Genomic DNA, 25,247 nt, shown 5'->3' with positions numbered 1-25,247 from the left:
TGCTCGTCGCGCCGGGCCAAATGGCAGCCGTACTGACGGAGGGGCCGCTACGGCAGCCCGCGCGCCTCGAGCTGATGCACCAGCAGCAGCGTCGGCTCGGCGAGGCTGTCGCCGGAGCCGTCGAGGCCGAAGGCGCTCGCGATGCCGTCGCGGCTGCGCAGCAGCGCGCTACGCGGACAATGGCCGGCGCCGCAGAGCGTCTTCTTCAAGGTTTCGCCCTGCGCCGTGATGCCGGCGGAATCATCCGCAGCCCAGGCCAGCACGATCGGGACGTCGACATTGAGGATGCCAGGGAAGACCGAGCGCTTGTTGTACTGGCTGGCGTCGCTGCCGAGATAGGCCTTCTCGCTGTCGCTCGCGTCCTTGCCGGCGCGGTAGACCCCGGACACCAGCACGACCGCCGCGACATCGGCGCGGTCGGTCTGGAGTTCGGGATGGGCCAGCAGGGTGGCGACATGGAAGGCGCCGGCGCCGTAGCCGACCGCGACGATCTCGCGGGCATCGCCGTTGAACAGGTCGATATTGCCGTGGACCCAGGACAGCGCCGCCGCCACGTCGGTCGCACCCGCCGGCCACGTCGCCGAGGGCGCCAGCCGGTAGTTGACGCGCACGCCGATCATGTCGTTGCGGGCGGCAAAGCACATGGCCTGGTCCTGGATCTGGCGCGACAGCTCCGGCGCGGCGCGGTCGCCAGTGAAGGTGTCGCCGGTCACGAACAGCAGCACCGGCCGCGGCGTATCCGCCTTGGTCGTGGCGGTGGCGACATCGAGCACATTGGCTTCGCTCTCGCCGTAGCGCAGGCCGCGCGAGAAGGTGACCTGCTCGCACAGCCGCGCGGTGCCGCCTGCGGTGGTGTCGCTGTCGGTGAGGCCGACCCGGACGAGATCGGACGGCGCGGCCGGCGGCATCGGAAGCGGACCGTGTGCGGAGGCTGCCGTCACGCCCAGAATCAGAAAAAATGCGAGAAAATTCTTCATGTCGGTGTTGGCCCTGCGTGCCCGATATGGGCTCGCGCGTTTGGCCCGTCTTTTCAATTCGCCTTATTAGTTAGTTGGTCATGAGGCGATTTCACGGCACCCATGGTTCTCTCGGCGCGTCCTCCACGCGTGGTTCAATTCCCCGGCTGGAACGTGCAATCCGCGCCGCTGCCGTCCTTCCGGCGGATGGCGTTGGGGTCGATCGTGCAACTCAGCTTGGTCAGGCTCTCGAAATTCGATCCTGCGGCGCCGTCGGGCGGAATGCCGGCCAGGGCTTCGGTGGCGAAGATCTCGCCGGCCGTGGAGCCGTTCACCGTCCTGGTCTTCTTGCCGAAGGTGACCTCGCAGTTCCGGATGGTGATGTCCACATTACCGGCGCGACAGACGATTCGATCGGCGGTCACCACGATCGGCTTCTTGTAGGGAATGTCGCTGTTGGCGGCGAACAGCATCGCCATCGCCTTCTTCTCGGCGCCGGACAGGACCGATGACAGCGGCGCGATCACCCCCGCGAGCGCCAGCGCCGTCGAGCCCGAGACTTTTGCGGGCGTCGCGTCGGATGCATCGGCGACGCCGGAGGCAGTTCCGACAACGAGGGCGCAGGCGAGGATCAATCGACCGGCTTTCATCTTGCCTCCCTGGGCCTGCCATCGCGGCTTCCCTTCCGGGCGGCGCGTGGAACCAGTTTAGCATGTAAACGCGAATTGGAAGGCAAGTTCGCCGGGCCTTGCGCCTTTGCGCGGTGCGGCTGTTTTGCCCCGAGGTGTCAAACGGTTACGCCGCGGGGCCGAGCCTCGCGCCGACACGGCCGTTCTACTGTGCATGGGGTTGTTTTCGCGTTTTTTTTGTTGGGCCGGCCGGTCAGGTCTGCTTCATCGTCCGGAAGGTGATGGAATAGCGGCGCGCCTCGACCGGCGGGATGCTGTGCTCCCATTGCGACCGCGCCTCGCCGTCCATCATGTAAAGCGAGCGCGGCAAGGCTTCGAGCGTGTGACGCTCCCATTTGTCGCCGTTACGACGGCGGAAGCGGAATTTGCAGGACGAGCCCAGCGACAGGCCGAGGATTTTGTCGAAATGCGGCTTGTCGCGATGCCAGCCGATGCCGACGCCGGCATCGTATTCGGTGCAGAGCACCTGCCGCACGCTGCCGCCGGCGAGACCCGCCCATGCCTCGACCTGCCGCGCGACAGGAAGCACCCAGTCCGGGATCGGCTCGGCCTCGGCCAGCCGCTGCTCTGTGTAGTCATAGCGATAGCCGAAGGACGCCACCCGGCGGTTGCCCTCGAAGGCGCCGAACTGGAAGCGCTGGAGCGGCAATGCTGCGATGCGGCCGATGAGCGCCTGCTCGACGGCGGCCTCGACGAAGTCATCGGCATAGCGAAGGCCGGCAGGCCCTGCTTGCGGATCGGCGAACAAACCAAGCTGCGTCATTCCTCGCATTTCCGTGATGGAACCTAATGGTGGCTGATGCGACTTACATATGACGCGGAAAGTAACGTGCGAGGCTGTCATGGCAGAGAAGCATACCGCCGATCCGGCAGAGATCATGCGGGCGACCGGTCATCCTGAACTGGAATACGCCGCCGGCTGGACCATCGCCGGTCTGGTCACCATCGGCACCATCGTCGCCGCCTGGGTGTTCGCGATCTAGCCCATTGGAAACTGGAGCTCGAACGCCGCGCCCTGATCGGTCGGTTTGAGCCTGATCGAGCCGTCATGGCTCGCCATCACCGCGCGCGCGATCGCGAGACCCATCCCGGTGCCGCCCTGGTCGCGGCGGGTGGTGAAGAACGCGTCGAAGATCCTGTCGCGGTTCGGCGCGGAGATCGGCTCGCCGTCATTGCTTACCGTCAGACGCAGGGTCGTGCGCTCGTCGATCGCCTCCAGGGTGATAGCCCCAGCCTTGTGCCGCATCGCATTGTCCGCGAGATGCGACAGCACGATCAGCGCCTTCTCGGCCGACATGCCGATCATCAGGTCGAGGCTGCCGCTGGCCTCGATCGAGCTCGTCGGAAAGCGGCTCCTGAGGTCGGCAATCACGGGCGCCAATTCCGTGCGCTCGTTTTGCGGCAGGCTTTCGGCACGCGCGAGTTCGCGCAGCCGCTGCGCCATCGCTTCCAGCCGCTTTGTGTCGGACAGGATGTTGGCGATGAACGTCTCCTGCTCGGCCGGCGTCAGGCTGCCCGCTTTGCCCTGAACCGAATCCTGCAACAGCTCGGCGGCGCCCTTGATCGAGGTCAGCGGCGATTTCAATTCGTGGGTGAGATGGGCCGAGAACGTCGCGATATAGTCCGAGCGCCGCGCCAGCTGTTCGGCCATGCCGAGGAAACTGTGTGAGAGCTGCGCGAACTCGCGCGTACCGTAATGTCGGAGCGGCCTGAACGCCTCACGGTCGCCGCGGCCTATTCTGGTGGCACGATCGATCAGTTCGCGCATCGGCAGCGTGATGGTGCGCGAGAATACGAGGCCGATCGCGATCGTGCCGAGAACCACGGCGAGCCCCGCCAGCACGAACTTGGCCCGCTCCTGATAGAGATGGTCGAAGATGTTACTCGGCGTCCGCGTCGTGTAGATCACCCCCGCGACGCGGTTGTTGACGATGACAGGCATTGCCGAAAACACGTGGACGCCGAGGCCGCGGCTGAAGGAGTAGATCGACGGCGGCGGCTTGTCGGGCACGCGGTTGCGCAAGGTGGCGCGGTATTGCCCATGCAGCGCGTCCGCGACCTCCTCGATGTGGGCGAGCGACTGCCCGACCTCCTGCCGCCCGGCGATCACCACGCCTTGGGGATCGAGGATGCGAAAGCCTGCCAGCGTCATCTTTTGGGTCTCGCGGATGATCGGCGTCAGCTTTGCGCCGATCTCGACATAGACGGGCTGCGGCGGCTGTGGAGCGGTTTGCGCCTCTGGCCGCCGCCGCAGCAGGTCGTTGGCGGTGAGGTCAAGCGCGGGACGGATCGGGGTGACCTGGTCGCTTGGATCAGGCAGCACGTTCGTCGGCACTTCGGCACCGAGCGTGAGGCCCCTATCGAGCCTTGCTGTGACTTCCTGCGCGTAGATCGTCGCGAGCACGCGGCTCTGCGCGATCAGCTCGGCCTGGGTCTGGCGGATCAGCTGGTTGTCGTAGAGACGGAAGAAGAACAGGCCGACCAGCGGCAGCACGCCGACGGTCGCCAGCACCGTGAAGATCACCAGGGTGAGCGACGGCCGCCATTTGTCCGGCGCCGCGCTCATGCCTCTTTCTCGCAGCGGCCGAGCTTGAAGCCCACGCCGTGGATGGTCTCGATGGCATTGTCGCAGGCCAGCGCCGCGAGCTTGGCGCGGATGTTGCGGATGTGGCTGTCGATGGTGCGGTCGGAGACCTGGATGTTGAGCTGGTAGGCGGCCCGCATCAGCTGCTCGCGATTGAACACCGAGGTCGGCCGGGTCAGGAACGCGCGCAAGATGCCGAACTCGATCGCGGTCAGCTTCAGCGGCGTGCCGGCGAACGACGCGACATGCTGCTCGGGATCGATCAACAGGCCGCCTTGCGCGAGTGCCGACGGCCCCGCCTTGGCCTCGCCATTGCGCGGGCCGAGACGGCGCAGGATGACGTTGACCCGCGCCACCAGCTCGCGCGGGCTGAACGGCTTCGTCACGTAGTCGTCGCCGCCGATCTCGAGGCCGAGGATGCGGTCGATCTCCTCGTCGCGCGCCGACAGGAACAGGATCGGCACGTCGGAGCCTTTGCGCACCTCGCGGCAGACGTCGAGGCCGTCGAATTCGGGCATGCCGATGTCGAGCACGATCAGGTCAGGTCTGTCGGCGGCAAAGCGGCTCAGCGCCTCCTTGCCGTCGCGCGCCTCGATTACGTCCATGCCGGCTTTCTTTAGCGCAACGCGGATGACCTCGCGGATGTGGCCCTCGTCGTCCACGATGAGAATGCGATGCGCCAAGAACCTCTCCGCTCCCCGTCAGCCTGCCGGCCGAACTTTCTCCAGCGCGTACAGCCTGCGCTGGAGCCGCCAGTTCCGAAAGCCCCAGCTCCGCCAGGCCATATCCTGACGCTGGACTTCTACAAGCCGATCGCGCCGCGACACAAGGCAGTCGTCGCCCGGGCGATGAGCGATGACCTTGTCGAGGGCAGGCAGCGCCTGTGGTCCGAGTGTGAGGAGATAGTTGGCGTCGATGCTCAGGCCCTTACCCGACATTTCGTTGCTGTGGCTCAGATTATAGTCGGCGATGAACGCATCGAAGTTCATCAGCGAGCAGCCATACAGCGCGATCGTTAACGCGATCAGATTGGCGCCGACGAGCCATTGGTTGGACCTGTCGAGCACGATCCGGGCCACGATCAGGATCAGCCCGAGCGCCACCAGCCCCATCCAGATGAAGGCGGCGATGCGCCAATAGGTCAGCATGTAGATGTCGACGTAGAGGTCGAGGCGGAGGATGGAGGACGCGACCAGAAGCACATTCTGCCCGACCCAGAGATAGACCAGCGCCCGGATCACCTTTGATTTCTCGACCGGTCCACCCGGACGCATCGCCACTAGCACGAAGGCGGCGGCGAGGAGGGCGGTGGCGATCAGCGGGTAGGCGCCGCGATGGGCATAGCCCGCATATGTCAAATTGGCCGGCAGCGCGACATGGCCCCAGAGGTAGATGCCGTCGAGAATGGACTGTGCCGCGAACAGCAGATTGAACAGGATCAGCGAGCGCAGGATGGTGGAGGGGCCCAGGAACTGAGCCGAGACTTGGGACGGCAGCGGCGGCGGCACGGAGCCGTCGACGACCGTCGTGGTGGCAATCGTCCTGCGCCGCCAGCGCACATGGATGAACGGCCAGACCAGGGCCAGCATCATGGTCCAGAACAGCACGCGCGGGATGCTGATATACTCGAAGATGAGCTTTGGATTGAGCAGAGACACCCACTGCTCGATCACCGGATTGGCCGCCGCGAACAGCGCGACGAAGACGGTGCTCATCACAGCAGGCATCAGCCAGAGTGCGATGCCCCGGGTGAACCCCGACATGTTGAAGATCTGCAGCGCGTCGAGGAAGAATCTGAAGGGCCCGAGCAGGAAGAAATTGCGCAGCGCGCGCGCACGTTCAGTGAGCCCGGTCGTTTCCGGATTGGTCGCGATCAGAAGCGCAATGGCCAGCGCCATGGTGAGGATCAGGAAGGACAGCATGTTGAGCTCCTCGACCGCCGGTGCGAGGCCGGCGACGAGAATGGCCGCGCCGATCATGGCGCGCCGCAGATCCAGGGCCGCATGATTGAACAGCATCGACACGCAAGCCATCGCGATCACAAACAGCGTCAGCGACAGCCCGATCCTCGGACCATAGAACAGCCAGTCGGCGAGCGCAGCGAGAACCAGCGCGAGGCCGACCTTGGCCGGGATCGAGGAATGCCTGATCGGCTGGATTTCCGCTGCAACTGTCGAAGCCAGGCTCGTCATTTCAAGAAGACCTTTCGTGATGGGTGGCATCACGAAGTCTGAACGTCGTTTGTGCAGAAGGCGGGATCGTCGTCTGCACGGCTTCAGGAGTCTTTTGCAGATTATGTGCAGGCGCGGTTTTAGTCCTTACGCGGCGCAAATCGCTTTGATAGGTGCGATGCATACATCACCTTGGGCGTGACGCATCATGCAGCTCTTCAACCGCACCGGTCTCATCCTGCTCTGGCTGGCCGCCCCTCTCGTCGCATTTGCGGCCGCTAACAAGAACGATCCCTATCTGCTCGTGCTGCGCGGCGCCGGAAACATCGCGCTTGTCGTCACAAGCATCGTGATCGTCATCGTGCTGCTGCGCAGGGGACGTTGGTGCACAACCGCCGGCAAGCTGCTCGTCATGCTCTGGTGCGTTCCGCCGCTCCTGATGTCGGCGGCGCACCTGAAATTCGAACTGCGCAAGCACGATGTTCTTGCCGCCAGTGCGGCCGAGGCGGGTCAGCTCGGACCTCACTTCATGGTCGGCTATTCCTCCCTCCCGGAGGTCGCGCGCCTCGCCGAGCAAGGCTTGATCGGCGGTGTCTACGTCACCCGGCACAACATCCGGGGCCGGACAGTCGAGGCGCTGCGTGCCGAGATCGCGGCGCTACAGGACAAGCGGCGCGCCGCCGGCCTGCCGCCGCTGGTCGTTGCGGCGGACCAGGAGGGCGGCATCGTCGGGCATCTTGCGCCGCCGCTGACGAAGCTGCCGGCGCTGGCGACGCTCGCCGGGCTTGCTCCCGATGACCAGCAGGCCAAAGCGGCAGAGTTCGGCCGCATCCACGGACGTGAACTCGCCGGGCTCGGCGTCAACCTCAATCTGGCGCCGGTGCTCGATCTCAAACCGCCGGTCCGGCGCAATCGCCTCGATTTTCACACGTTGATCGGTCAGCGCGCGATTGCGACCGATCCGACCGTTGTCGGCGCGATCGCGAGCGCCTATGTGCGCGGGCTGGAACAATCCGGCGTCGGCGCCACGCTCAAGCATTTTCCCGGCATCGGGCGCGTGCGCACCGACACGCATCATTTCAGCGCCAATCTTGATACGCCGGTGAAGGAGTTGGAAGCAACCGACTGGCTTCCGTTCCGCGAGGTGCTGTCGCATTCGCGCAGCGCGCTCATGGTCGGCCACGTCACGCTCACGGCCGTCGATCCCGATCGCGCCGCCTCGCATTCGAAGCGTGTCGTCGAGGAGATTATTCGCGACAAATGGGGCTATCAGGGCGTCGTCATGACCGACGATCTCGTGATGGGCGCGATCTACCAGCACGACGTCTGCCAGGCCGTTGTCGAGGCGATCAACGCGGGCGTCGATCTGCTGCTGGTCGCCTATGACGGCGCGCAATTCTACCGGATTTTCGCTTGCGCCCTGGATGGATCGCGGCGGGGCAAGCTCAATACGGCGATGCTGCGCGCGAGCGAAGCGCGGCTCGCGCGGGGTTTCCCGTCCGAGCAGGCGCGAGCCGCCTCACGCACCGTCAGCGTCGCCCGCCAAAACTAACCCTTCGCGAACTGGCGGTAGTCCGGCTCGCGATGAAACCAGAACTCGTAACCGGTGATGCCCTTCTGCATGGCGACATCGTGGATCGGCTGGTTGAGCGGGACGACGGGAACATCGCACATGCAGAGCGCGATGAAATCCTTCACGGCCTTGTCGTACTCGGCAGCATCCGTGGTGAACCGCGCCTTGTCGATCAGCGCGTCCATTTCCTTGTTCTGGTAGGAGGAGATGTTGAAGATCGAGTTGTTGCCGTGGAAATTCCAGTAGAAGTAATATTCGGGATAATCGAGCCAGCCGCTGAAACGATTCAGCGCGAGCGGCAGCTGCTTCTTGTTCAGCGTGGTGCGCCAGTTCGCGCCGGGAATTTTATCGATCGCCGCCTTGATTCCGATCTTGGCGAGGCTTTCCTGGATCAGGATCGCGGTCGGCTCGCCGACCGTGGCGGTGCCGGTGTCGAGCGACAACGTCGTCTCCAAGCCGGTTTCGAATCCCGCCTCCTTCATCAACGCCTTGGCCTTGTCGAGATCGGTGACGTAGGGAAACGCCTGCGGCCAAACCGGCTTTGAGACGTCTGCTACTCCGCCATACATGGGAACGGCACGTCCGAAGAACGCGCTGCTCTGGATCTGCTCATAAGGCATCGCCCAGGCGACCGCTTGGCGCAGCTTCACATTGTCGAACGGCGGCTTTGCGGTGTTGAGCGCGACCGACCAGAGCGCGTTCGGGATCGGCACGCCGGAGACCTTGACCTTGCCCTCCCGAATGATCTGCTCGAAGTCACGCGGCGCGAAGCCGCTGGAGATATCCGCATCGCCTCGTTCCAGCATGGCGCGGCGGGTGCCGGCGGAGGGGACGTCGCGCGCGATCACACGCTTGAGCTTCGGGAGAGGTCCGCTCTTCCAATCGTCGAAGCGCGCCAGCACGGTCTCACTGCCCGGCTTCCAGCTTTCGATCCTGTAAGCGCCGCCGCCCGCCTCGTTGTTCCTGAGCCAGGCCAGTGCCCACGGGTCTTCCGCCGTCGCGTTCTTTTTCGCGAGCTCCGAGTTGATGATGAAGGGCACGACCACCGCGACGTTGAACAGGAGCATCTTGTCCTTGCGCACATAGTCGATGCGGAAGGTGTGGTCGTCGACCACGACGAACTGCTCGGGCTTATCCAGCGACCCCGCCGACATCTGGAAGGTCGGAAAGCCGCCGACCTTCACCGCGCGGTCGAACGACCATTTGACGTCTTTCGCCGTGACCGGCGTACCGTCGTGGAATTTGGCGTCCTTCCGTAGCTTGAAAGTGCAGGACATGCCGTCGGCTGCAACCTCCCAGCTCTCGGCGAGTTCAGGCGCGAGCTTCTCGCGGTCATAAGACAGGGTGCCGTCGGGGAGCGTCTTGGAGGCGTAGCTCAGCAGGCGATCGTAGCAATTCCAGGACAGCCCGTTCACGGTCTGGTTGGAGCCGACGCCCTGCATGTCGAGCGAGTTCGGACCCAACTCCTGCACCATTAGCAACGTCTCGCTGCGCCCCTGCGCCGAGGCAAAGCGCGGAGCGAGGGCGGTCATTCCGGCAAGGCCAAGACCGCCGAGCACGCCGCGGCGGTTTAGGTTGAAAGATGATGCGCTCATGGGTGTCTCACTCTAGAGAGATTTGCACCATAAAGAGGCAAGGCGCATGCCATCGGCCGCGCTTCACGGCGTCGCATGCTCCGCGGACCTTCAATTCTACGGCGTCACCGCGCCGCGGCTCACGGCGCGCGGGGCGGTCAGCTCTTTCCAGGTGGAATTGGCGACATGCACGGGCGAGAACGCCGGGCGCTCGACATAATGGCCGTCGCCGGCCTCGGCGCGCAGATTGCCATCTTTCCAGACGATTCGGCCGCGCGACAGTGTCGCCGCCGGTCCGCCGGTGCATGAAAAGCCCTCGAACACGTTGTAATCGATCCGGCTCATCTGCCGCTTCGCGCTGATGGTCCTGCTCGCCTTGGGATCCCAAACCACGATATCCGCGTCCGAGCCGATGGCGACCGCGCCTTTGCGCGGATAGATGTTGAGGATGCGGGCGATGTTCGCAGAGGTCACTGCGACGAATTCTTCCTTCGTCAGCCGCCCCGTAGTGACGCCCGCGGTCCACAGCAGCGCGAGGCGATCTTCGAGGCCGCCGGTGCCGTTCGGGATCTTCCTGAAGTCGCCGAGCCCGAACCGCTTCTGCTCGGTGGTGAAGGCGCAGTGGTCGGTCGCGACCACCTGCAGCGAGCCGGCTTGCAGGCCGGCCCAAAGACTATCCTGATGCGACCTGTCGCGGAACGGCGGCGACATCACGCGCTGCGCGGAATGATTCCAATCCTTGTTTTGATATTCACCCGCGTCGAGCAGCAAGTGCTGGATCAGCGGCTCGCCGTAGACGCGCTTGCCCGCCGCACGTGCGCGCGCGATCGCCTCATGCGCTTCGCGGCAGCTCGTGTGCACGATGTAGACCGGCGTCCCAGTCATGTCGGCGATCATGATGGCGCGGTTAGTGGCTTCGCCCTCGACCTCCGGCGGCCGTGAATAAGCGTGTCCCTCGGGCCCGGTGACACCGCGCGCGATCAGCGCCTCCTGCATCAGGGCGACCACGTCACCGTTCTCCGCATGCACGACGGGCATGGCGCCGAGATGGGCGCAGCGAGCGAACGAGTTGTAGAGCTCGTCGTCGTTCACCATCAGCGCGCCCTTGTAGGCCATGAAGTGCTTGAAGGTGTTGATGCCGTAGGTTTTGACCACGGTCTCCATCTCGTCATGTATCTGCTTCGACCAGGATGTTACGGCCATGTGGAAGCCGTAGTCGGAGGCCGCCTTCTCAGATTTGTGTCGCCACTCCTGATAGGCCGCGAGCATCGACTGGCCTGGATCGGGCAGGCAGAAATCCACCACCATGGTGGTGCCACCGGCCAGCGCCGCCTTGGTTCCGATTCGAAATCGTCCGCGGTGACCGTGCCCATGAACGGCATTTCGAGATGGGTGTGCGGATCGATGCCGCCCGGGATGACGTAGGCGCCGCCCGCATCGATGATCTCGCACCCCGTCGCCGCATCGAGCGACCGCCCGACCGCGACGACGGTCTCGCCGTCGATCAGCACGTCCGCGCGGCGCGAATGATCATGATTGACGACGGTGCCGCCGCGGATGAGGAGGGGCATGGGAGGCTCCGGAGAGAGGCGTGAACCTCGCGAAGCTAGGCGCGCTGCATGCGCCGCGACAGGTGAAATTTTAGTCAGGCGTGGCCGACAGTTGAGCTGTGCTGTCCCGGCCTCTACACCGCCCGCGCGATCAGTCCGTCAATCATCGCGCGCACCAGGCCCGCGATTTCCTTCCGGAGCGCCGGCAGCGGTACCGCGACCAGCTTCTGCTCCAGTCCCAGCGCTACCATGCCATGCACCGCCGAGAACAGGCTGCGCGCGGTGATGCCGAGCTCCTCCCGACTGCGTTGTGGAAACAGCGCGGCCAGCGGCTGGTAGACGTGGCGGAACAGCCGCATCTGGTCGTCGATGGACCAGTCGGGGAGGGGCTTGTCGGGGTCCATGCGGTGCTCGAACAGCGCGCGCCACAGTTCGAGATTCTCCGCGGCGAAATCGCAACAGGCGAGGGCGATGCGGACCAGAATCTCCTGTGGCGACGGCTCGCCCGCACCTTCCGCCACGCTCAGGGTCTGGTCGAGCCGAAGCAAGGTGCGCGAGCCCACGCGCAGGATCAGCTCATCCACATCGGCGACGAGATTGTAGACCGCGCCGTTGGCGCAGCCGATCTCGCGGGCGAGATCGCGGGTTTTCAGGCCCGCCAATCCCCTCTCGGCGATCATTCGTTCCGCCGCCAGGATCAGATCGAACCGAAGTTTCTCTCGGCGTTCCAATGCTTTAGTCATCTACAGCCAAATTTATGAGCATTGCTCAAAATATTTGTTGAACGATGTTCAAGTTTCTTGCTACAAACCATCCGTGAGCAACGCTCATAACAGGGAGCTTCAGATGTTCAAGACCGTAGTGACACTTTTCCGCGGCAGCGTAGCCGCCGCTGGCGAGGAGCTGGAAGACCGGACGGCCCTTCTGATCCTCGATCAACAGATGCGCGACGCGGCCGCCGCCGTCGAGCGCGGCAAACGGACGCTGGCGCTGGCGATCGCACAGGACCAGCAGGAAGATCGCAAGCTCCAGGCGACCATCGCCCGCATCGCCGATCTCGAGACCCGCGCGGTTGCGGCGCTCGATGGCGGCCGGGATGATCTCGCCAACGATGCCGCCGAAGCCATCGCAGGCCTTGAGGCCGATCGCGATGCGGCACTGACGGCACGTGCGCTGTTCGCAACCGAAATCGCGCGGCTGAAGCGGCACGTCGCAAGCGCGCAGGCCCGCATCACCGAGCTCGACCGCGGCCGCCGCGTCGCCCGTGCCTCGGAGGCGGTGCGCTCGCTTCGCCGCAGCGGCATCGAGGCGGCACGCCCCTACGAATCCACGCTGCCGGAGGCGGAGAGCACTTTGAGGCGACTTCGTGAGCGGCAGATGGAAGCCCAGGCCGCCGACGACGCGCTGGTCGAGCTCGATGCGGCCACCGGTCCGCTCGCCACCGCCGAAAAACTCGCCGAGCAGGGTTTTGGCCCCCGGCTCAAGACGACCGCGGACGACGTGCTGGCGCGGTTGAAGTCCAAGCGCATGCCGACTGCCTGATCCCAACTCCATCATTCGAACCAACAGGAGACCATCATGAACCAGAACGGCCAGCCCCACAGCGGCGCCTGGGTGACTTTCACTTACGCGTCCTTCGCAGCCTCCGCGTTCCTCATTGCCATCGGCATCTTCTTCCTCCCGATCGACCTCTGGATGAAGGGTTATCTCACCATGGGCATCGTCATGCTGATCCAGACTTGCATCACCCTGACCAAGACGGTCCGCGACAACCATGAAAGTAGCCGGATGGTGAACCGCATCGAGGATGCCAAGGCGGAACGTCTGCTGATGGAAGTCTCCAAGGCTGCTTGACTGGCATAGACAATCCGCAAGGAAGCAGCGGAGCAATGCGCTCCGCGGCTTCGGCGTCGGAACGCATTTCGCCACACCTCATATCGCGCCCGCGAAATGCAACATAGCCATGACGATCGCGCGGGCGTGCGCTCTTGCGCAACCGCACGGGCAGGGGCAGTCTTCACAGGCGGCGCACAAGAACGCCGCCAATAAGATGTGCTTACAAGATCTCGGCGAGGAACCTCATGGCAGCGACGCGCATCGACTGCGACATCCACCCGGCGGTTGGTGGCACGCGCACGACGCTGCTGCCCTATCTCAGCGATCACTGGAAAGAGCAGGTGGTGAGCCGCGCCATCGATGGACTCGATCTCACCTCCTATCCACCGAGCATGCCGCTGGCGGGCCGTACCGACTGGCGTCCGGCGAACGGCGCAAAGCCGGGTTCCGATCTTGCGATGGTACAGAAGGGCGCATTCGAGCAGTTGGGTGCCAGCCACGCGATTCTCAACGTGCTCTACGGCGCTCAGGCCGTGTTCGATCCCTACATGGCGGCCGACTTCTGCAAGGCGATCAACGACTGGATCGCGACTGAGTGGCTGTCGCGCGATCCGCGCTTGCGTGCCTCGATCGTGGTGCCGATGCAGGACCCGGATTTGGCGGTCGACGAGATCGAACGTCGCGCCGGCGATCACCGCTTCGTCTCGATCCTCGTGCTGGCACAGGGCGAGACGCTCTTGGGACGGCGGCATTTCTGGCCGGTCTATCGGCTCGCGGAAAAGTACAAGCTGCCGCTCGCGATCCACGCCGGCACGCAATATCGGCAGGCGCCGAGTTCGGCCGGATGGCCGTCGCACCGCTACGAATATTACTTCGTCGAGGCGCAGGCGTTTCAGGCGCAGATCTTGAGCCTGATCTATGAGGGCGTGTTCGGCAAGTTTCCGAACCTCAAGGTCGTGCTGATGGAATCCGGCGTAAGCTGGCTGCCGGCCTTCATGTGGCGCGCCAACAAGACCTGGCGCGGAGTGCGCGTCGAGGTGCCCTGGGTCGAGCGCGAGCCGGCTGAGATCATTCGCGAGAATTTCCGCGTCACCATGCAGCCGTTTGATGCGCCGGGCGACGCCAGAAGCGTCGAGGAGATCATCGACCAGATCGGCTCGGAAAAGATGTTCCTGTTCGCGTCCGACTATCCGCACTGGCAGTTCGACGGCGACGATCCGATCCCGCCGAACCTGCCGAATAGCATTATCTCGAAGATGTGCGTCGACAACCCGCTGGAGACGTTTCCGCGGCTGTCGCTCGCCAACTGACTTTGGAGGTTCGCATGGATGAGGTCATCGACCGCCCGCTGCGGGAAGACGAGAAGCCCGCCGCTTCGCGGCTGCGCATCGTCGATTGCGACGTCCATCCGAGCCTGCATTCGCCCGACGACCTCAACGAGTTCTTGCCCAAACGCTGGCAGCAGCATCTGAAGGAATATGGCAGCCATTTGCGCACGCCCTATCTGTTCACCACGCCCTATCCGCGCTCCTCGCCGCTGATCGCGCGCCGCGATGCCTGGCCGCCGACCGGCGGACCGCCCGGCTCGGATCTCGCCTTCATGCAGAAGCAGCATCTCGATCCGCTCGACGTCGAGTTCGGGATTTTGCAGGTGCTCGATCTCTTCATCTTCTCGCAGCAGAACCTCGAATTCGGCGCCGCGATCCAGCGCGCCATCAACGACTGGCAACTGGCGTTCTGGTCGCATCGCGACCCGCGTCTGAAAGCTTCGATCCTGGTCGGCCAGGACGGCGTTGATCTCGCCATTGCCGAGATCGAACGCTGCGCGAAAATCGGCGAGTACGTCCAGATCAACGTCTCGCCGCGCGCCAACGAGCCGCTCGGCCGCCGCCGCTATTGGCCCATCTACGAACGTGCGCAGGCGCTGGGCTTGCCGCTCGGCATCCATGTCGGCGGCTATGGCGGGCATGCGCCGACCGGTGGCGGCTGGCCGTCCTATTATGTCGAGGAGCACCAGTCCAACGCGCACACGATTGCGGCGCAGCTTGCCAGCCTCGTGATCGAGGGCGTGCCGGAGCGCTTTCCAAAATTGAAGTTCGTCTTCATCGAGGGCGGCTTCGGTTGGATCCCGTCCGCGGTGTGGCGGATGGACCAGCATTTCGAGCGCTTCCGCAGCGAGGTGCCGCATCTAAAGCGCAAGCCGTCAGAATATGTCCGCGAGCATTTCTGGTTCACGACGCAGCCGATCGACGAACCTGACGAAGCCCGGCACCTGCGCTCGCTGATCGAATGGGTCGGCATCGATCGTCTCCTGTTCTCGTCGGACTATCCCCACTGGGATTTCGACGATCCGCGCTTCGCCTTCAAGACGCCGCTGACGGAAGCCGAGCGAAAGAAGATCTTTAGCACCAATGCCCGCGCGGTCTATAAGTTCTGAGGAGGTCTGCACGGTATGGCCCGTCACATCGTCGCGTCCACCTCGGAGATCCCACCCGGTGGCAACAAGGTCGTCGATGTCGCCGGCCGCGACATTGTCGTGTTCCACGTCAATGGCGAGTTCTTCGCTTTGCTGAACCGCTGTCCGCACGAAGGCGCGCCGCTGGAGAAAGCGGCCTGTGTCGCGCGACTGACCTCGCCCGAGCCCGGCATCTATCAGCGCTCGCGCGTCGGCGAGATGCTGCGCTGTCCCTGGCATGGCTGGGAGTTCGACATGCGCAACGGCCAATCCTGGTTCGACCCGAAGCGCGTCAAGATTAGGTCATATCCGGTCGCGGTGGAGCGGGGCGAGGAACTCCAGAAAGGTCCGTATGTCGCCGAGACGTTTCCGGTGCATGTCGAGGACAGCTACGTGATTGTCGAGGTCTGAGCAGCCGTTTCGGATTGTGATTTCGCCGCAGGTGGGATAAGCCTCGCCCGCATTTATGGCGGAGACGAGCTTTGTCCAAACAATCCCTGCGTGAGGAGGCCGAGCGCCTGATCCGCGAATCGATGGAAAAGAAAACCGTCGTCGTCAAGCAGGGCGATACCCGCATCGAGGCCGTCTGCGGTAAATGCGGCGCCCCGAACCGCGTGCAGGCGCCAAAGGGCCAGACCCGCATCAAGTTCGCCTGCAAGAATTGCGGGCATCAGCAAGAGACGCTGTAGAGCGTCCCCCGTGTAAACCCTCATCCTGAGGAGCCCGCTGGAAGCGGGCGTCTCGAAGGATCGAGGCCCAACCGGGCCTGCATGGTTCGAGACGCGCGCATTCCGCGCTCCTCACCATGAGGATCAAACAGCCTAATCCCCCTTCACGAACTTCGCGAATGCATCCGCATGGTCCGGATGCCAGCGTGACAGCGGCGGGCGATTCTCCACGATATCGCCGGCGGCCCACAGCATGCGCTTTTCGTCGAGCGCGCGCGGGACATCGTTGTCCGGGCACAGGATGTAGAAATCGCCGGCCTCCAGCCGCATCAGCATGAAATTCACGGTCTGCTCGGCCGTCCATGCGCCGGCCGGCTTCTCCGTCCGGCCCTTCGCGGTAAGGCCCGTAAAGACGAAGCCGGGAATCAGCAGATGCGCGGTGATGCGGCAACCCGCAGTGTTGCGCAGCTCATGTTGGAGCGCTTCCGTAAAAGCTTTCACGCCGGCCTTGGAGACGTTGTAGGCGGGATCGCCGGGCGGGGTGGTGATGCCCTGCTTCGAGCCGGTGTTGATGATGAGCCCCGCCCTGCCGCGCGCGACCATGTTGGGCGCGAAGATGCGCGAGCCGTTGATGATGCCCCACATGTTGACGCCGATGATGCGCTGCCAGTTGTCGGGTTCGCCGAACAGCGTGCTGCCGGGCTGGATGCCCGCGTTGTTCATGAGGATGTCGGTGCCGCCGAAGCGCTCGCGCACGGCGCGCTCCAGTTCCGTCACGCTCTCGGCCTTGCTGACGTCAATCGCGAAGGTCATCACGTGTGTGGCGGACGTCAGGGATGAGAGTCTTGTCGCGGCATCCGCCAGTCCCGCCTGATCCACATCGGCGATACACACCTTCATGCCGTCGCGCGCGAAGGCTGCGGCGGCGGCGAATCCGATGCCGGACGCACCGCCGGTGATCACGGCAACATTGTCTTTGACGATGGCGGGGTGCGGCATGGATCGGTCTCCGGGGAGGGGCTCGGTCGTGCCATAACATGGCACGCGCGCGACCCTGCACAAGTCGGCATGGGAGGTCTTCGTTCCGCGCCGACTTTACGCCTCTCCTTTACGCCTGTCCGGCATCGCAGTATTCTATCGACTTAACGATCCCGCCCAGATCGAACCAATCAACCATTTGACAGGGAGTTCAGCCATGGCTGTGTCGCAGGCTATTCCGATCACGCGCCATCCGTTCGCCAACGGGTCCTACAAGCAGATGCTGATCGACGGGAAGTGGGTCGATGCTGCCTCCGGCAAGCGCTTCGAGACCCACAACCCCGCGACCGGCGAACTGCTTGCAACAGTGGCGGAGGGCGACAAGGAAGATATCGATCGCGCGGTTGCTGCCGCCCGCCGCGCCTTTGAAGGTCCCTGGAGCAAGGTCAAGCCGTTCGAGCGGCAGAACCTGCTCCTGAAGCTTGCCGACCTCGTCGAGAAGAATTTCGACGAATTGTCGCAGCTTGACACGCTCGACATGGGCGCGCCGCTCAGCCGTACCCGTGCCTATCGCCTGCGCGCCGTCGGCATGCTGCGCTATTATGCCGGCCAGACCACCGCGATTCATGGCGAGACCATCGAGAACTCGCTGCCCGGCGAGATCTTTTCCTACACGCTGAAGGAGCCGATCGGCGTCGTCGGCGCCATCATTCCCTGGAATGGTCCGCTGACTGCGACGATCTGGAAGATCGGTCCGGCGATCGCGACCGGCTGCACCGTCGTGCTCAAGCCCGCCGAGGAGGCGCCGCTGACCTCGCTGCGCATCGCCGAGCTCGCGATGGAAGCGGGCGTGCCGCCCGGCGTCATCAACGTCGTGCCCGGCTACGGCGAGACCGCGGGCGCCGCGCTTGCCTCGCACCACGACGTCGACAAGGTTGCTTTCACCGGCTCGCATGTCACGGGCCAGTCGATCATTCGCGCCTCGGCCGGCAACCTCAAGCGCGTCTCGCTTGAGCTCGGCGGCAAGTCGCCGGACATCGTGTTCGCGGACGCCGATCTCGATGCGGCCGTGCCGGGCGCCGCGATGGCGGTGTTTGCCAATTCGGGGCAAATCTGCAGCGCCGGCACCCGGCTGTTCGTCGAGCAGTCGATCTACGAGGAATTCGTCGGACGTGTAGCCGAGTTCGGCAAGAAGCTGCAGGTCGGCAACGGCCTCGATCCCAACACCCAGATCGGACCGCTGGTGTCCGAGCAGCAGCTCGAGCGCGTCACCAGCTATCTCGACATCGGACAGAAGGAAGGCGCCAAGGCGCTCGCCGGCGGTGGCCGCGTCACCGAAGGCGCGCTTGCAAAAGGCTTCTTCGTGTCGCCGACGGTGTTCGCTGGCGTCCAGGACAATATGCGCATCGCGCAAGAGGAGATCTTTGGTCCCGTCATCTCCGCGATCGCGTTCAAGGACATGGACGAGCTGGTCAAGCGCGCCAACGCCACCACGTTCGGTCTCGGCTCGGGCCTGTGGACCCGGGACGTCAGCAAGGCGCATGCGGTAGCGAAGAGGCTCCGTGCCGGTTCGGTGTGGGTGAACTGCTACCAGGCGATGGACCCGGCCGTGCCCTTCGGCGGCTACAAGATGAGCGGCTACGGCCGCGAATCCGGCAAGCAGCACGTCGAGGAATATCTCAACGTGAAGGCCGTCTGGATCAAGACGGCCTGACGCGCCATCGCATCCGGACTTCAGCGATCGGTCTTGCCTGCGGCGACGCTTGTCCGCTTGCGGCGACCAAAGGTTGTTGCCCGGACGCTACATGCGATTTTGAAAGCTCGCGTTGTCCGCGATTTTGCAAGGCTTGCTATCCCATTTCGAATGTCGGCCGGTTAGTTCTGGTCACCGTCAATCTTCGGAATTGGAATATCGATAATGCTTCGCTTTGCTCCGATCGTGTTTGTGGCTTTGGGCGTCGCCTCGGCGCAGCCCGCTCTTGCGGCCGATATGACCGCACGTGCGCCAGCGTACAAGGCGTCGCCACTGCCCGTTGCCTACAACTGGTCGGGCTTCTACGCCGGCGTGAATGCCGGGTATGGGTGGGGCGATGGTGCGAACAATCTCGCGCCCCATGATCCGGTCTTCACTGCGGGCGTGCTCGACGTCGCACTGGCGGGCGGCCTTGTCCCGGCTTCGCTGGCAACAAACGCGCGTGGTGTGCTGGGCGGCTTGCAGGCCGGCTACAATGTGCAGACGGGCTCGTTGGTGTGGGGCGTCGAAGCCGATATCGCGGCGGCCGACATCAAGGGTAGCTCAACGGTGACCCGAACCTTGCCGGTCTTCCCGACGATCATGACCACGCAAGATCAGAAGGTCGACTGGCTGGGGACCGTGCGCGGCCGGATCGGTGCCACCGTCGTGCCCGACTTGATGCTGTACGCGACCGGCGGTCTTGCCTATGGCCATGTCAAGGCGTCGACGGCGATCGTGGATCCCACGGGTGGGAGTGGCACGCCCTGCCTTAATGTGATCTGTAGCGCCGGCGCGGTGGAAAGCTGGCGCGTGGGCTGGACGGTCGGCGGCGGCGGCGAGTACCGCTTTGCGTCGAACTGGAGCGTCAAGCTCGAATATCTCTACTACGATCTCGGCAGCGAGAAATACACCATCTTCAATCCGCTGTTCCCGTTCACGCCCGGCCCGGCGCGTGGCCTTGACTCAACCACGAATTTCACGGGCCATATCGCGCGTGTCGGCTTGAACTACAAATTCGGCCCAGGCGCGGTCGTTGCGAAATACTGACCTGCAATCTGAATAGACGAAAGCCCCGGGCCTGGCCCCGGGGCTTCTTTTATTCGCCGCCTCTTTTGGCTGGCCAGCCATTCCCCCGCGCAGCTTCCGAGCTGCGGACCTTTCTCTTATGATCCCCGTCCTCTCATCAATCATTTTGGGGCCGGAATGAAATTCGAGGCATTGTTTCAACCGTTGCAGGTCGGTCCGTACAAGCTCGCGCACCGCGTCGCGATGGCGCCGTTGACGCGCATGCGGGCCGAGCGCGAGAGCTTTTCGCCGCGGCCGCTCAATGCCGAATATTACGGTCAGCGCGCCACCCAAGGCGGCCTGCTCATTGCCGAGGCCTCGCCTGTGCTCTCGCACGGCCGCGGTAATCCGGCGACGCCAGGCATCTATTCGGAGACGCAGATCGCGGGCTGGCGCAAGGTTGTCGACGCCGTGCACGCCAAGGGCGGCATCATCTTTCTCCAGCTCTGGCATGTCGGCCGCGTCTCGCATTCCTCCTTCCACGGCGGGGAGCTGCCGGTCTCGGCCTCGGCGATCCCGATCAGGGCCGAAGGCATGAAGGCAATGACAGCCGACGGCAAGATCTCCGACTATGAAACGCCGCGCGCGCTGGAGACGGACGAGGTCAAAGGCATTGTCGAGGCCTTCAGGCAGGGCGCGAAGAACGCGCTGGCCGCAGGCTTCGACGGCGTCGAGATCCACGGCGCGAACGGCTATCTGCTCGAGCAATTCCTGCAATCACGCAGCAACCAGCGCACCGATCAATATGGCGGTTCGATCGAGAACCGCGCGCGGCTTCTGCTCGAAGTGACCCAGGCCGCGATCGACGTCTGGGGCGCGGGCCGCGTCGGCGTGCGGCTGTCGCCCCACGGTATCGCCAACGATTCCGGCGAGCCCGATCCGATGCCGCTCTACACACACGTGGTCAAGGCGCTCGACAAGCGCGGTCTTGCCTATCTGCATTTCATCGAACCGCGCTCCAGCGGCTCCGGGCGCGCCGAAGTCAACTGGCAGAACGTGCCGTCGGCAATGCTGCTATTCCGCCCGCTCTACAGCGGCGTGCTGATGACGGCAGGCGGGTTTACGGGCGAGACGGCGAACGCCGCGATCGCAGAGGGACACGCCGACCTCATCGCCTTCGGCCGCATCTTCATCTCCAACCCCGATCTGCCGCGCCGCCTGCAGCACGACTACCCTCTCACGCCGTATAACCGTGCGACGTTCTACGGCGGCGAGGAGAAGGGCTATACCGACTATCCGGTGTATGACGAGCTGACGCCGGTCTGACACTGCTGTAGCCCGGTTGAGCGAAGCGATATCCGGGGTCTTCACCTAAGCTCTGGTCTTCCCGGATGTCGCTTCGCTCATCCGGGCTACGGAGTTATTGTGTTGCCCCGACGGACACCACGAATTCCGTCATTGCGAGCGATGAGGGAAGCACCCATGGCCAAAGCCGCAGCCGCCGCAGGAGTTGCCACCGGCCAATGCCTCTGCGGCAAGGTCACCTTCGAGATCGACGTTCCCGCACGCTGGGCCTGGCACGATCACTCCGCCGCCAGCCGTCGCGCCCACGGCGCCGCCTATGCAACCTATGTCGGAAGCTGGAAGAAACGGTTTCGCATCACCGCAGGCAAGACGGCGCTAACGCGCTACGAGGACAAGGCAACGAAGACCGCGCGCAGCTTCTGCGCGCATTGCGGCACGCCGATCGCATATGAGCGCCCGCGCGGGCCGCACATGGTCAACATCCCCCGTGCGCTGTTCAAAGAGCGCACCGGCCGCCAGCCGCTGTATCACATTGCGATCGAGGAGCTGCAGGAATGGACCTATACCGGCGAGCCGCTGGTACCGTTGAAGGGCTTTCCCGGTGTGGTCTGGCAGCGCTCGAAAAAGAAGAAGCGGGCGGGCGGCGAGGATCCGTTCGAGCTGGGGCGCGAGGAGATGTAGCGTGCTGCGCCCACGCAACGCAGCCATGACTGCGCTTCCTTGCGCGCCTCCCGCGATTTCGGCCATCATGCTTCCTGCCTTGCGGCAACGTCCGCCTCTGGAGGAAACATGAAGAACAAGATCACCGGCCGCTCCGCCTTTCTCGCGCTGCTCAAGGACGAGGGCATCACGCATCTGTTCGGCAATCCCGGCACGACCGAACTGCCGATCATGCACGCGCTGAAGGACCATCCCGACCTCACCTATGTGATGGCGATGCAGGAGAGCCTGGTGGTGGCGATCGCGGATGGCTATAGCCGCGCCTCCGGAAAGCTCGTCGCCTGCAACGTCCATGTCGCGCCCGGCCTCGGCAACGCGATGGGCTCGCTCTACAACGCCCAGTTCACGGGCACGCCGATGATCCTGACCGCGGGCCAGCAGGAGCAGGGCCACGGCCTGATGGAGCCGGTGCTCTACGGCCCGCTGGTGCGCATGGCGGAGCCGCTGGTGAAATGGGCGGTCGAGGTGACGCGGCTCGAGGATCTGCCGCGCATCGTGCGCCGCGCCGCAAAAGTCGCGACCACGCCGCCGACCGGGCCGGTGTTTATTTCGTTGCCCGGCGACATCCTCAACAGCGAGGCCGGGATCGATCTCGGCCGCTCCACGCGCATCGACGCCCGCACACGGCCGTCCGACGACGCCCTGAAGGCGTTCGCCGCGCGACTGCTGAAGACCGAGCGTCCCGTGATCGTCACCATGGACGAGGTGGTGAAGAGCGACGCGCTCAAGGAGGCCGCCGAACTCGCCGAGCTTTTGGGCGCGGCTGCGTACCAATCCTCGACGCCCTACGGCTCGCACTTCCTCTCGGAGAGCCCGAGCTTCGTCGGCACGTTGGCACGTGTCCAGAAAGTCGCGCGCGACACGCTTGCGCCGTACGACCTCTTGATCGCGCTCGGCGGCGATCCCCTGCGGATGTCGGTCTACAGCGAGGTCGATGCGCTGCCGGAGGGCCTTGGCATCGTGCAGATCGGCCTCGGCGATTGGGAGATCGCCAAGAACTACGGTGCCGAGATCGCGCTGAAGGCGGATTTGAAGGAAACGCTGCGCGCGCTGATCCCGGTGTTGAAGGAGATGGGCGGCGCTGCCCTGGCGCAACGTGCGAGGCAACGTCTCGCCGAGCTCGCGCCGAAGAACTGGACCGCAAGGCGCACCGCGCTGGTCGAGCAGATCGGGAAGGCCGCGAACCGCAGCCCCATCGATCCGGACTGGCTGGTGCTGCAGATGGTCGAGGCCATGCCAGCCAATGCCATCCTCGTTGACGAAGGCCTCACTTCGAGCCGCCAGATCACGGCGCTGCGTGCGCACCGCGACCGCTTCGGCTATCACGGCCTTGCCTCCGGCGGCATCGGCTGGGGCCTGCCGGCCTCCGTCGGCGCCAGCATCGCCAATCCCGATCGCCCCGTCGTCTGCTTCTCTGGCGACGGCAGCGCGATGTATTCGATCCAGTCGCTGTGGACGGCGGCGCATCACAAGCTGCCGCTCAATGTGGTCATTGCCAACAATGGCGGCTACCGCATCATCAAGCAGCGTCTGCTCGCCTTCCATGGCGACGACAATTACGTCGGCATGGATTTTGTCGATCCGCCGGTGGATTTCGCCGGCGTGGCGAAGGCGTTGGGATGCGAGGCGATTAAGGTCAGCGACCCCCGAGAGTTGAAGGCGACGCTGGTGTCGGCGTTCGGCCGGCCTGGCACGAAGCTGATCGAGGTGATGGTGGACGGGAAGGTGTAGGGCAGGTGCCTCCACCGTCATTGCGAGGAGCACTTGCGACGAAGCAATCCAGACTGTCTCCGTGGAGCAATTCTGGATTGCTTCGCTTCGCTCGCAATGACGGGGAGAGCGGTGGCTCTATCCCTTCCTCCCCACCCGGTACCCCGCCGCCGGATGCGGCGCACCCAGCCTTGCACGCCCGTCACCGAACAGCTTCTCCCGCAGCGTGCCCCGCGCGTACTCGGCCTTGTACCGCCCACGCCGCGTCAGCTCCGGCACCAGCATGTCGGCGATGTCCTCGAAATCGCCGGGTGAGATCGCGAAGGCGACGTTGAGGCCGTCGACATCGGTCGCCTCGAACCACGCCTCGATCTTGTCCGCGACCATCTCCGGCGTGCCGACCACGACGGGACCGGCGCCGCCGACGCCGACATGCTCGATGACGTCGCGCACGGTCCAGACGCGATCGGGATCGGCCCGGGTGACGTTATCCAGTGCGCTGCGGCCGGCATCGTTCTGAACATGGCGCACCTGCTGATCGAGCTCGTAGCCGGAGAAGTCGATTCCGGTCCATCCCGACATCAGCGCGAGCGCGCCCTCGGGGCTGATGTGGCGCCGATAGTCGGCATATTTTTCGTTCGCCTCGGCCTCCGTCCGCCCGAGGATGATCGTCATCATCGAGAACATCAGGATTTCCGCCGGATTGCGCCCGAACGCGGCGGCCTCCTGACGGATCGCCGACACCCGCGGCGCGATCACCTTGGCCGACGGTCCCGACATGAACACGCATTCGGCGTGCTGTGCCGCGAACCTCCGTCCGCGCGGCGAGGTGCCGGCCTGGTACAGCACGGGCGTCCGCTGCGGCGACGGCTCGCTCAGATGGATCGTGTTGTTGATGCGGTAGTTGGCGCCCTCGTGGTTGACGCGATGAACTTTTGTGGGATCGGTGAAGATGCCGCGCGTACGGTCGCGCAGCACGGCGTCGTCCTCCCAGCTTCCTTCCCAGAGCTTGTAGACGACCTCCATATATTCGTCGGCGATCTCGTAGCGGTCGTCGTGCCCGATCTGCTTGTCCTTGCCGGCGCCGCGCGCGGCGCTGTCGAGATAGCCGGTGACGACATTCCAGCCGATACGCCCCTCCGTAAGATGATCGAGCGTCGACATCCGCCGCGCGAACGGATAGGGCGGCTCGAAGGAGAGATTGCTGGTGACGCCGAAGCCGAGGTTCTGCGTGACCGCCGCCATTGCCGACAGCAGCAGCAGCGGATCGTTCGAGGGCGACTGGGCTGCATTGCGCAAGGCTGCGTCAGGACTGTTGCCGTAGACGTCATAGACGCCGAGCACGTCGGCCAGGAACAGCCCGTCGAAACGGCCGCGCTCCAGCGTTTTGGCAAGATCGATCCAGTAGGGCAGGCGGTTATATTCGGCAGTGCGGTCACGCGGATGGGTCCACAAGCCCGGTGATTGGTGCGCGACGCAATTCATCGCAAATGCATTGAGCCTGATCTGCTTGGCCATGATGGTCCCCCGGCGCCCTGTACCGGGCGCTCTTCGAATGATAGAGCTGCGCCCGAACTTGGCGAAGTTCTTGCATATAGCGCGACGTTGGCAAGGCCAAAATCAGCGGCGCTGCCGCGCTTGGCAAGCCAATCTCAAGAGAGCAAGAACGAAATCCCAAGACTATCGAAGTCCCCGCCACTTTCGGAGGCCTGCCCGTATCGGGTATGCTCCTTCGCCT

At 64.4% G+C, this 25,247-nt stretch carries 23 protein-coding genes and 1 pseudogene; 13 read left to right on the top strand and 11 right to left on the bottom strand.

Translation table 11 applies throughout. The features are described 5' to 3' along the window. Positions 1-47 precede the first annotated feature (47 nt). The 3 genes from IVB45_RS32880 to IVB45_RS32870 form a co-directional block, all read right to left on the bottom strand. Entirely contained in the window at positions 48-977 is a 930-nt protein-coding gene (locus IVB45_RS32880; RefSeq protein WP_247284697.1) for a carboxylesterase family protein, read from the bottom strand. A 134-nt stretch (positions 978-1,111) separates the two neighbouring features. Further along, positions 1,112-1,606 (bottom strand): hypothetical protein, encoded by a 495-nt coding sequence (locus tag IVB45_RS32875; RefSeq protein ID WP_247284696.1) that lies wholly within the window; start codon positions 1,604-1,606, stop codon positions 1,112-1,114. A 232-nt stretch (positions 1,607-1,838) separates the two neighbouring features. After that, positions 1,839-2,408 (bottom strand): alpha-ketoglutarate-dependent dioxygenase AlkB, encoded by a 570-nt coding sequence (locus IVB45_RS32870; protein ID WP_247357875.1) that lies wholly within the window; start codon positions 2,406-2,408, stop codon positions 1,839-1,841. 79 nt (positions 2,409-2,487) lie between these two features. On the opposite strand from IVB45_RS32870, the gene IVB45_RS32865 reads away from it, so the two are divergent. After that, positions 2,488-2,628, top strand: a complete 141-nt coding sequence (locus tag IVB45_RS32865) for a hypothetical protein (protein WP_007597071.1) — start codon at positions 2,488-2,490, stop codon at positions 2,626-2,628. Here IVB45_RS32865 and IVB45_RS32860 read toward each other — a convergent pair. Genes IVB45_RS32860 through IVB45_RS32850 form a run of 3 tightly spaced genes read right to left on the bottom strand, consistent with a single transcriptional unit; the run spans position 2,625 to position 6,421 of the window. Continuing rightward, the gene (locus tag IVB45_RS32860; RefSeq protein ID WP_247357876.1) at positions 2,625-4,211 is read right to left on the bottom strand and encodes an ATP-binding protein; all 1,587 of its coding nucleotides are present in this window, start codon (positions 4,209-4,211) and stop codon (positions 2,625-2,627) included. The two genes, IVB45_RS32865 and IVB45_RS32860, sit on opposite strands and share 4 nt — an antisense overlap. Next, on the bottom strand, positions 4,208-4,912 hold the full coding sequence (locus IVB45_RS32855) for a response regulator transcription factor (RefSeq protein WP_247357877.1): 705 nt from the start codon (positions 4,910-4,912) through the stop codon (positions 4,208-4,210). Before IVB45_RS32855 ends, IVB45_RS32860 begins: the two co-directional genes overlap by 4 nt. Positions 4,913-4,930: 18 nt before the next feature. Further along, entirely contained in the window at positions 4,931-6,421 is a 1,491-nt protein-coding gene (locus IVB45_RS32850) for a DUF4173 domain-containing protein (protein ID WP_247357878.1), read from the bottom strand. 187 nt (positions 6,422-6,608) lie between these two features. On the opposite strand from IVB45_RS32850, the gene IVB45_RS32845 reads away from it, so the two are divergent. Next, positions 6,609-7,952 (top strand): glycoside hydrolase family 3 N-terminal domain-containing protein, encoded by a 1,344-nt coding sequence (locus IVB45_RS32845; protein WP_247357879.1) that lies wholly within the window; start codon positions 6,609-6,611, stop codon positions 7,950-7,952. Here IVB45_RS32845 and IVB45_RS32840 read toward each other — a convergent pair. From IVB45_RS32840 to IVB45_RS32830, 3 genes and pseudogenes are all read right to left on the bottom strand, one after another. Next, the gene (locus tag IVB45_RS32840; protein WP_247357880.1) at positions 7,949-9,568 is read right to left on the bottom strand and encodes an ABC transporter substrate-binding protein; all 1,620 of its coding nucleotides are present in this window, start codon (positions 9,566-9,568) and stop codon (positions 7,949-7,951) included. The two genes, IVB45_RS32845 and IVB45_RS32840, sit on opposite strands and share 4 nt — an antisense overlap. Positions 9,569-9,664: 96 nt before the next feature. Next, positions 9,665-11,118 (bottom strand): annotated as a pseudogene (gene hydA, locus IVB45_RS32835) (dihydropyrimidinase). A 113-nt stretch (positions 11,119-11,231) separates the two neighbouring features. Beyond that, positions 11,232-11,840 (bottom strand): TetR/AcrR family transcriptional regulator, encoded by a 609-nt coding sequence (locus tag IVB45_RS32830; protein WP_247807534.1) that lies wholly within the window; start codon positions 11,838-11,840, stop codon positions 11,232-11,234. Between the two features lie 103 nt (positions 11,841-11,943). On the opposite strand from IVB45_RS32830, the gene IVB45_RS32825 reads away from it, so the two are divergent. The 6 genes from IVB45_RS32825 to IVB45_RS32800 all read left to right on the top strand — a co-directional run bounded on the left by IVB45_RS32825 (position 11,944) and on the right by IVB45_RS32800 (position 16,077). Next, positions 11,944-12,639 (top strand): PspA/IM30 family protein, encoded by a 696-nt coding sequence (locus IVB45_RS32825; RefSeq protein WP_247284687.1) that lies wholly within the window; start codon positions 11,944-11,946, stop codon positions 12,637-12,639. 36 nt (positions 12,640-12,675) lie between these two features. Further along, on the top strand, positions 12,676-12,951 hold the full coding sequence (locus IVB45_RS32820; protein WP_027565500.1) for a YiaA/YiaB family inner membrane protein: 276 nt from the start codon (positions 12,676-12,678) through the stop codon (positions 12,949-12,951). A gap of 227 nt (positions 12,952-13,178) precedes the next feature. Then, entirely contained in the window at positions 13,179-14,243 is a 1,065-nt protein-coding gene (locus IVB45_RS32815) for an amidohydrolase family protein (protein WP_247284686.1), read from the top strand. Between the two features lie 14 nt (positions 14,244-14,257). Continuing rightward, positions 14,258-15,370 (top strand): amidohydrolase family protein, encoded by a 1,113-nt coding sequence (locus IVB45_RS32810; protein WP_247284685.1) that lies wholly within the window; start codon positions 14,258-14,260, stop codon positions 15,368-15,370. Between the two features lie 15 nt (positions 15,371-15,385). Continuing rightward, positions 15,386-15,799 carry a Rieske (2Fe-2S) protein gene (locus IVB45_RS32805; protein WP_027565497.1) on the top strand — a complete coding sequence of 138 codons (414 nt, stop codon included), beginning with the start codon at positions 15,386-15,388 and terminating at the stop codon, positions 15,797-15,799. 71 nt (positions 15,800-15,870) lie between these two features. After that, positions 15,871-16,077, top strand: a complete 207-nt coding sequence (locus IVB45_RS32800) for a hypothetical protein (RefSeq protein ID WP_007615092.1) — start codon at positions 15,871-15,873, stop codon at positions 16,075-16,077. A gap of 132 nt (positions 16,078-16,209) precedes the next feature. Here IVB45_RS32800 and IVB45_RS32795 read toward each other — a convergent pair whose 3' ends face one another. Continuing rightward, positions 16,210-17,055, bottom strand: coding sequence for an SDR family NAD(P)-dependent oxidoreductase (locus tag IVB45_RS32795; protein ID WP_247357882.1), 846 nt, complete (start codon positions 17,053-17,055; stop codon positions 16,210-16,212). A 196-nt stretch (positions 17,056-17,251) separates the two neighbouring features. On the opposite strand from IVB45_RS32795, the gene IVB45_RS32790 reads away from it, so the two are divergent. The 5 genes from IVB45_RS32790 to IVB45_RS32770 all read left to right on the top strand — a co-directional run bounded on the left by IVB45_RS32790 (position 17,252) and on the right by IVB45_RS32770 (position 23,530). Next, the gene (locus tag IVB45_RS32790) at positions 17,252-18,748 is read left to right on the top strand and encodes an aldehyde dehydrogenase family protein (protein ID WP_247357883.1); all 1,497 of its coding nucleotides are present in this window, start codon (positions 17,252-17,254) and stop codon (positions 18,746-18,748) included. 204 nt (positions 18,749-18,952) lie between these two features. Further along, positions 18,953-19,816, top strand: coding sequence for an outer membrane beta-barrel protein (locus tag IVB45_RS32785; RefSeq protein WP_247357884.1), 864 nt, complete (start codon positions 18,953-18,955; stop codon positions 19,814-19,816). A 156-nt stretch (positions 19,817-19,972) separates the two neighbouring features. Continuing rightward, positions 19,973-21,100 (top strand): alkene reductase, encoded by a 1,128-nt coding sequence (locus IVB45_RS32780; protein WP_247357885.1) that lies wholly within the window; start codon positions 19,973-19,975, stop codon positions 21,098-21,100. A gap of 156 nt (positions 21,101-21,256) precedes the next feature. Continuing rightward, positions 21,257-21,760, top strand: coding sequence for a GFA family protein (locus IVB45_RS32775; protein ID WP_247357886.1), 504 nt, complete (start codon positions 21,257-21,259; stop codon positions 21,758-21,760). Positions 21,761-21,868: 108 nt separating this feature from the next. Beyond that, positions 21,869-23,530: a thiamine pyrophosphate-binding protein gene (locus IVB45_RS32770; protein ID WP_247357887.1), complete on the top strand. Its 1,662-nt coding sequence runs from the start codon at positions 21,869-21,871 to the stop codon at positions 23,528-23,530. 117 nt (positions 23,531-23,647) lie between these two features. Here IVB45_RS32770 and IVB45_RS32765 read toward each other — a convergent pair whose 3' ends face one another. Continuing rightward, positions 23,648-25,027 carry an LLM class flavin-dependent oxidoreductase gene (locus tag IVB45_RS32765; RefSeq protein ID WP_247357888.1) on the bottom strand — a complete coding sequence of 460 codons (1,380 nt, stop codon included), beginning with the start codon at positions 25,025-25,027 and terminating at the stop codon, positions 23,648-23,650. Positions 25,028-25,247: the final 220 nt, after the last annotated feature.

The organism is Bradyrhizobium sp. 4 (genome assembly GCF_023100905.1).
Lineage (GTDB): Bacteria > Pseudomonadota > Alphaproteobacteria > Rhizobiales > Xanthobacteraceae > Bradyrhizobium.
This window is presented reverse-complemented; position numbering and strand designations above follow the sequence as displayed.

Coding starts and splice junctions, on each gene's coding strand:
- IVB45_RS32810 (WP_247284685.1), top strand. CDS start 14,258: ATGGATGAGGTCATCGACCGCCCGCTGCGGGAAGACGAGAAGCCCGCC.
- IVB45_RS32785 (WP_247357884.1), top strand. CDS start 18,953: ATGCTTCGCTTTGCTCCGATCGTGTTTGTGGCTTTGGGCGTCGCCTCG.
- IVB45_RS32820 (WP_027565500.1), top strand. CDS start 12,676: ATGAACCAGAACGGCCAGCCCCACAGCGGCGCCTGGGTGACTTTCACT.
- IVB45_RS32795 (WP_247357882.1), bottom strand. CDS start 17,055: ATGCCGCACCCCGCCATCGTCAAAGACAATGTTGCCGTGATCACCGGC.
- IVB45_RS32765 (WP_247357888.1), bottom strand. CDS start 25,027: ATGGCCAAGCAGATCAGGCTCAATGCATTTGCGATGAATTGCGTCGCG.
- IVB45_RS32860 (WP_247357876.1), bottom strand. CDS start 4,211: ATGAGCGCGGCGCCGGACAAATGGCGGCCGTCGCTCACCCTGGTGATC.
- IVB45_RS32805 (WP_027565497.1), top strand. CDS start 15,386: ATGGCCCGTCACATCGTCGCGTCCACCTCGGAGATCCCACCCGGTGGC.
- IVB45_RS32790 (WP_247357883.1), top strand. CDS start 17,252: ATGGCTGTGTCGCAGGCTATTCCGATCACGCGCCATCCGTTCGCCAAC.
- IVB45_RS32770 (WP_247357887.1), top strand. CDS start 21,869: ATGAAGAACAAGATCACCGGCCGCTCCGCCTTTCTCGCGCTGCTCAAG.
- IVB45_RS32865 (WP_007597071.1), top strand. CDS start 2,488: ATGGCAGAGAAGCATACCGCCGATCCGGCAGAGATCATGCGGGCGACC.
- IVB45_RS32850 (WP_247357878.1), bottom strand. CDS start 6,421: ATGACGAGCCTGGCTTCGACAGTTGCAGCGGAAATCCAGCCGATCAGG.
- IVB45_RS32880 (WP_247284697.1), bottom strand. CDS start 977: ATGAAGAATTTTCTCGCATTTTTTCTGATTCTGGGCGTGACGGCAGCC.
- IVB45_RS32830 (WP_247807534.1), bottom strand. CDS start 11,840: ATGACTAAAGCATTGGAACGCCGAGAGAAACTTCGGTTCGATCTGATC.
- IVB45_RS32870 (WP_247357875.1), bottom strand. CDS start 2,408: ATGACGCAGCTTGGTTTGTTCGCCGATCCGCAAGCAGGGCCTGCCGGC.
- IVB45_RS32840 (WP_247357880.1), bottom strand. CDS start 9,568: ATGAGCGCATCATCTTTCAACCTAAACCGCCGCGGCGTGCTCGGCGGT.
- IVB45_RS32845 (WP_247357879.1), top strand. CDS start 6,609: ATGCAGCTCTTCAACCGCACCGGTCTCATCCTGCTCTGGCTGGCCGCC.
- IVB45_RS32815 (WP_247284686.1), top strand. CDS start 13,179: ATGGCAGCGACGCGCATCGACTGCGACATCCACCCGGCGGTTGGTGGC.
- IVB45_RS32775 (WP_247357886.1), top strand. CDS start 21,257: ATGGCCAAAGCCGCAGCCGCCGCAGGAGTTGCCACCGGCCAATGCCTC.
- IVB45_RS32825 (WP_247284687.1), top strand. CDS start 11,944: ATGTTCAAGACCGTAGTGACACTTTTCCGCGGCAGCGTAGCCGCCGCT.
- IVB45_RS32875 (WP_247284696.1), bottom strand. CDS start 1,606: ATGAAAGCCGGTCGATTGATCCTCGCCTGCGCCCTCGTTGTCGGAACT.
- IVB45_RS32780 (WP_247357885.1), top strand. CDS start 19,973: ATGAAATTCGAGGCATTGTTTCAACCGTTGCAGGTCGGTCCGTACAAG.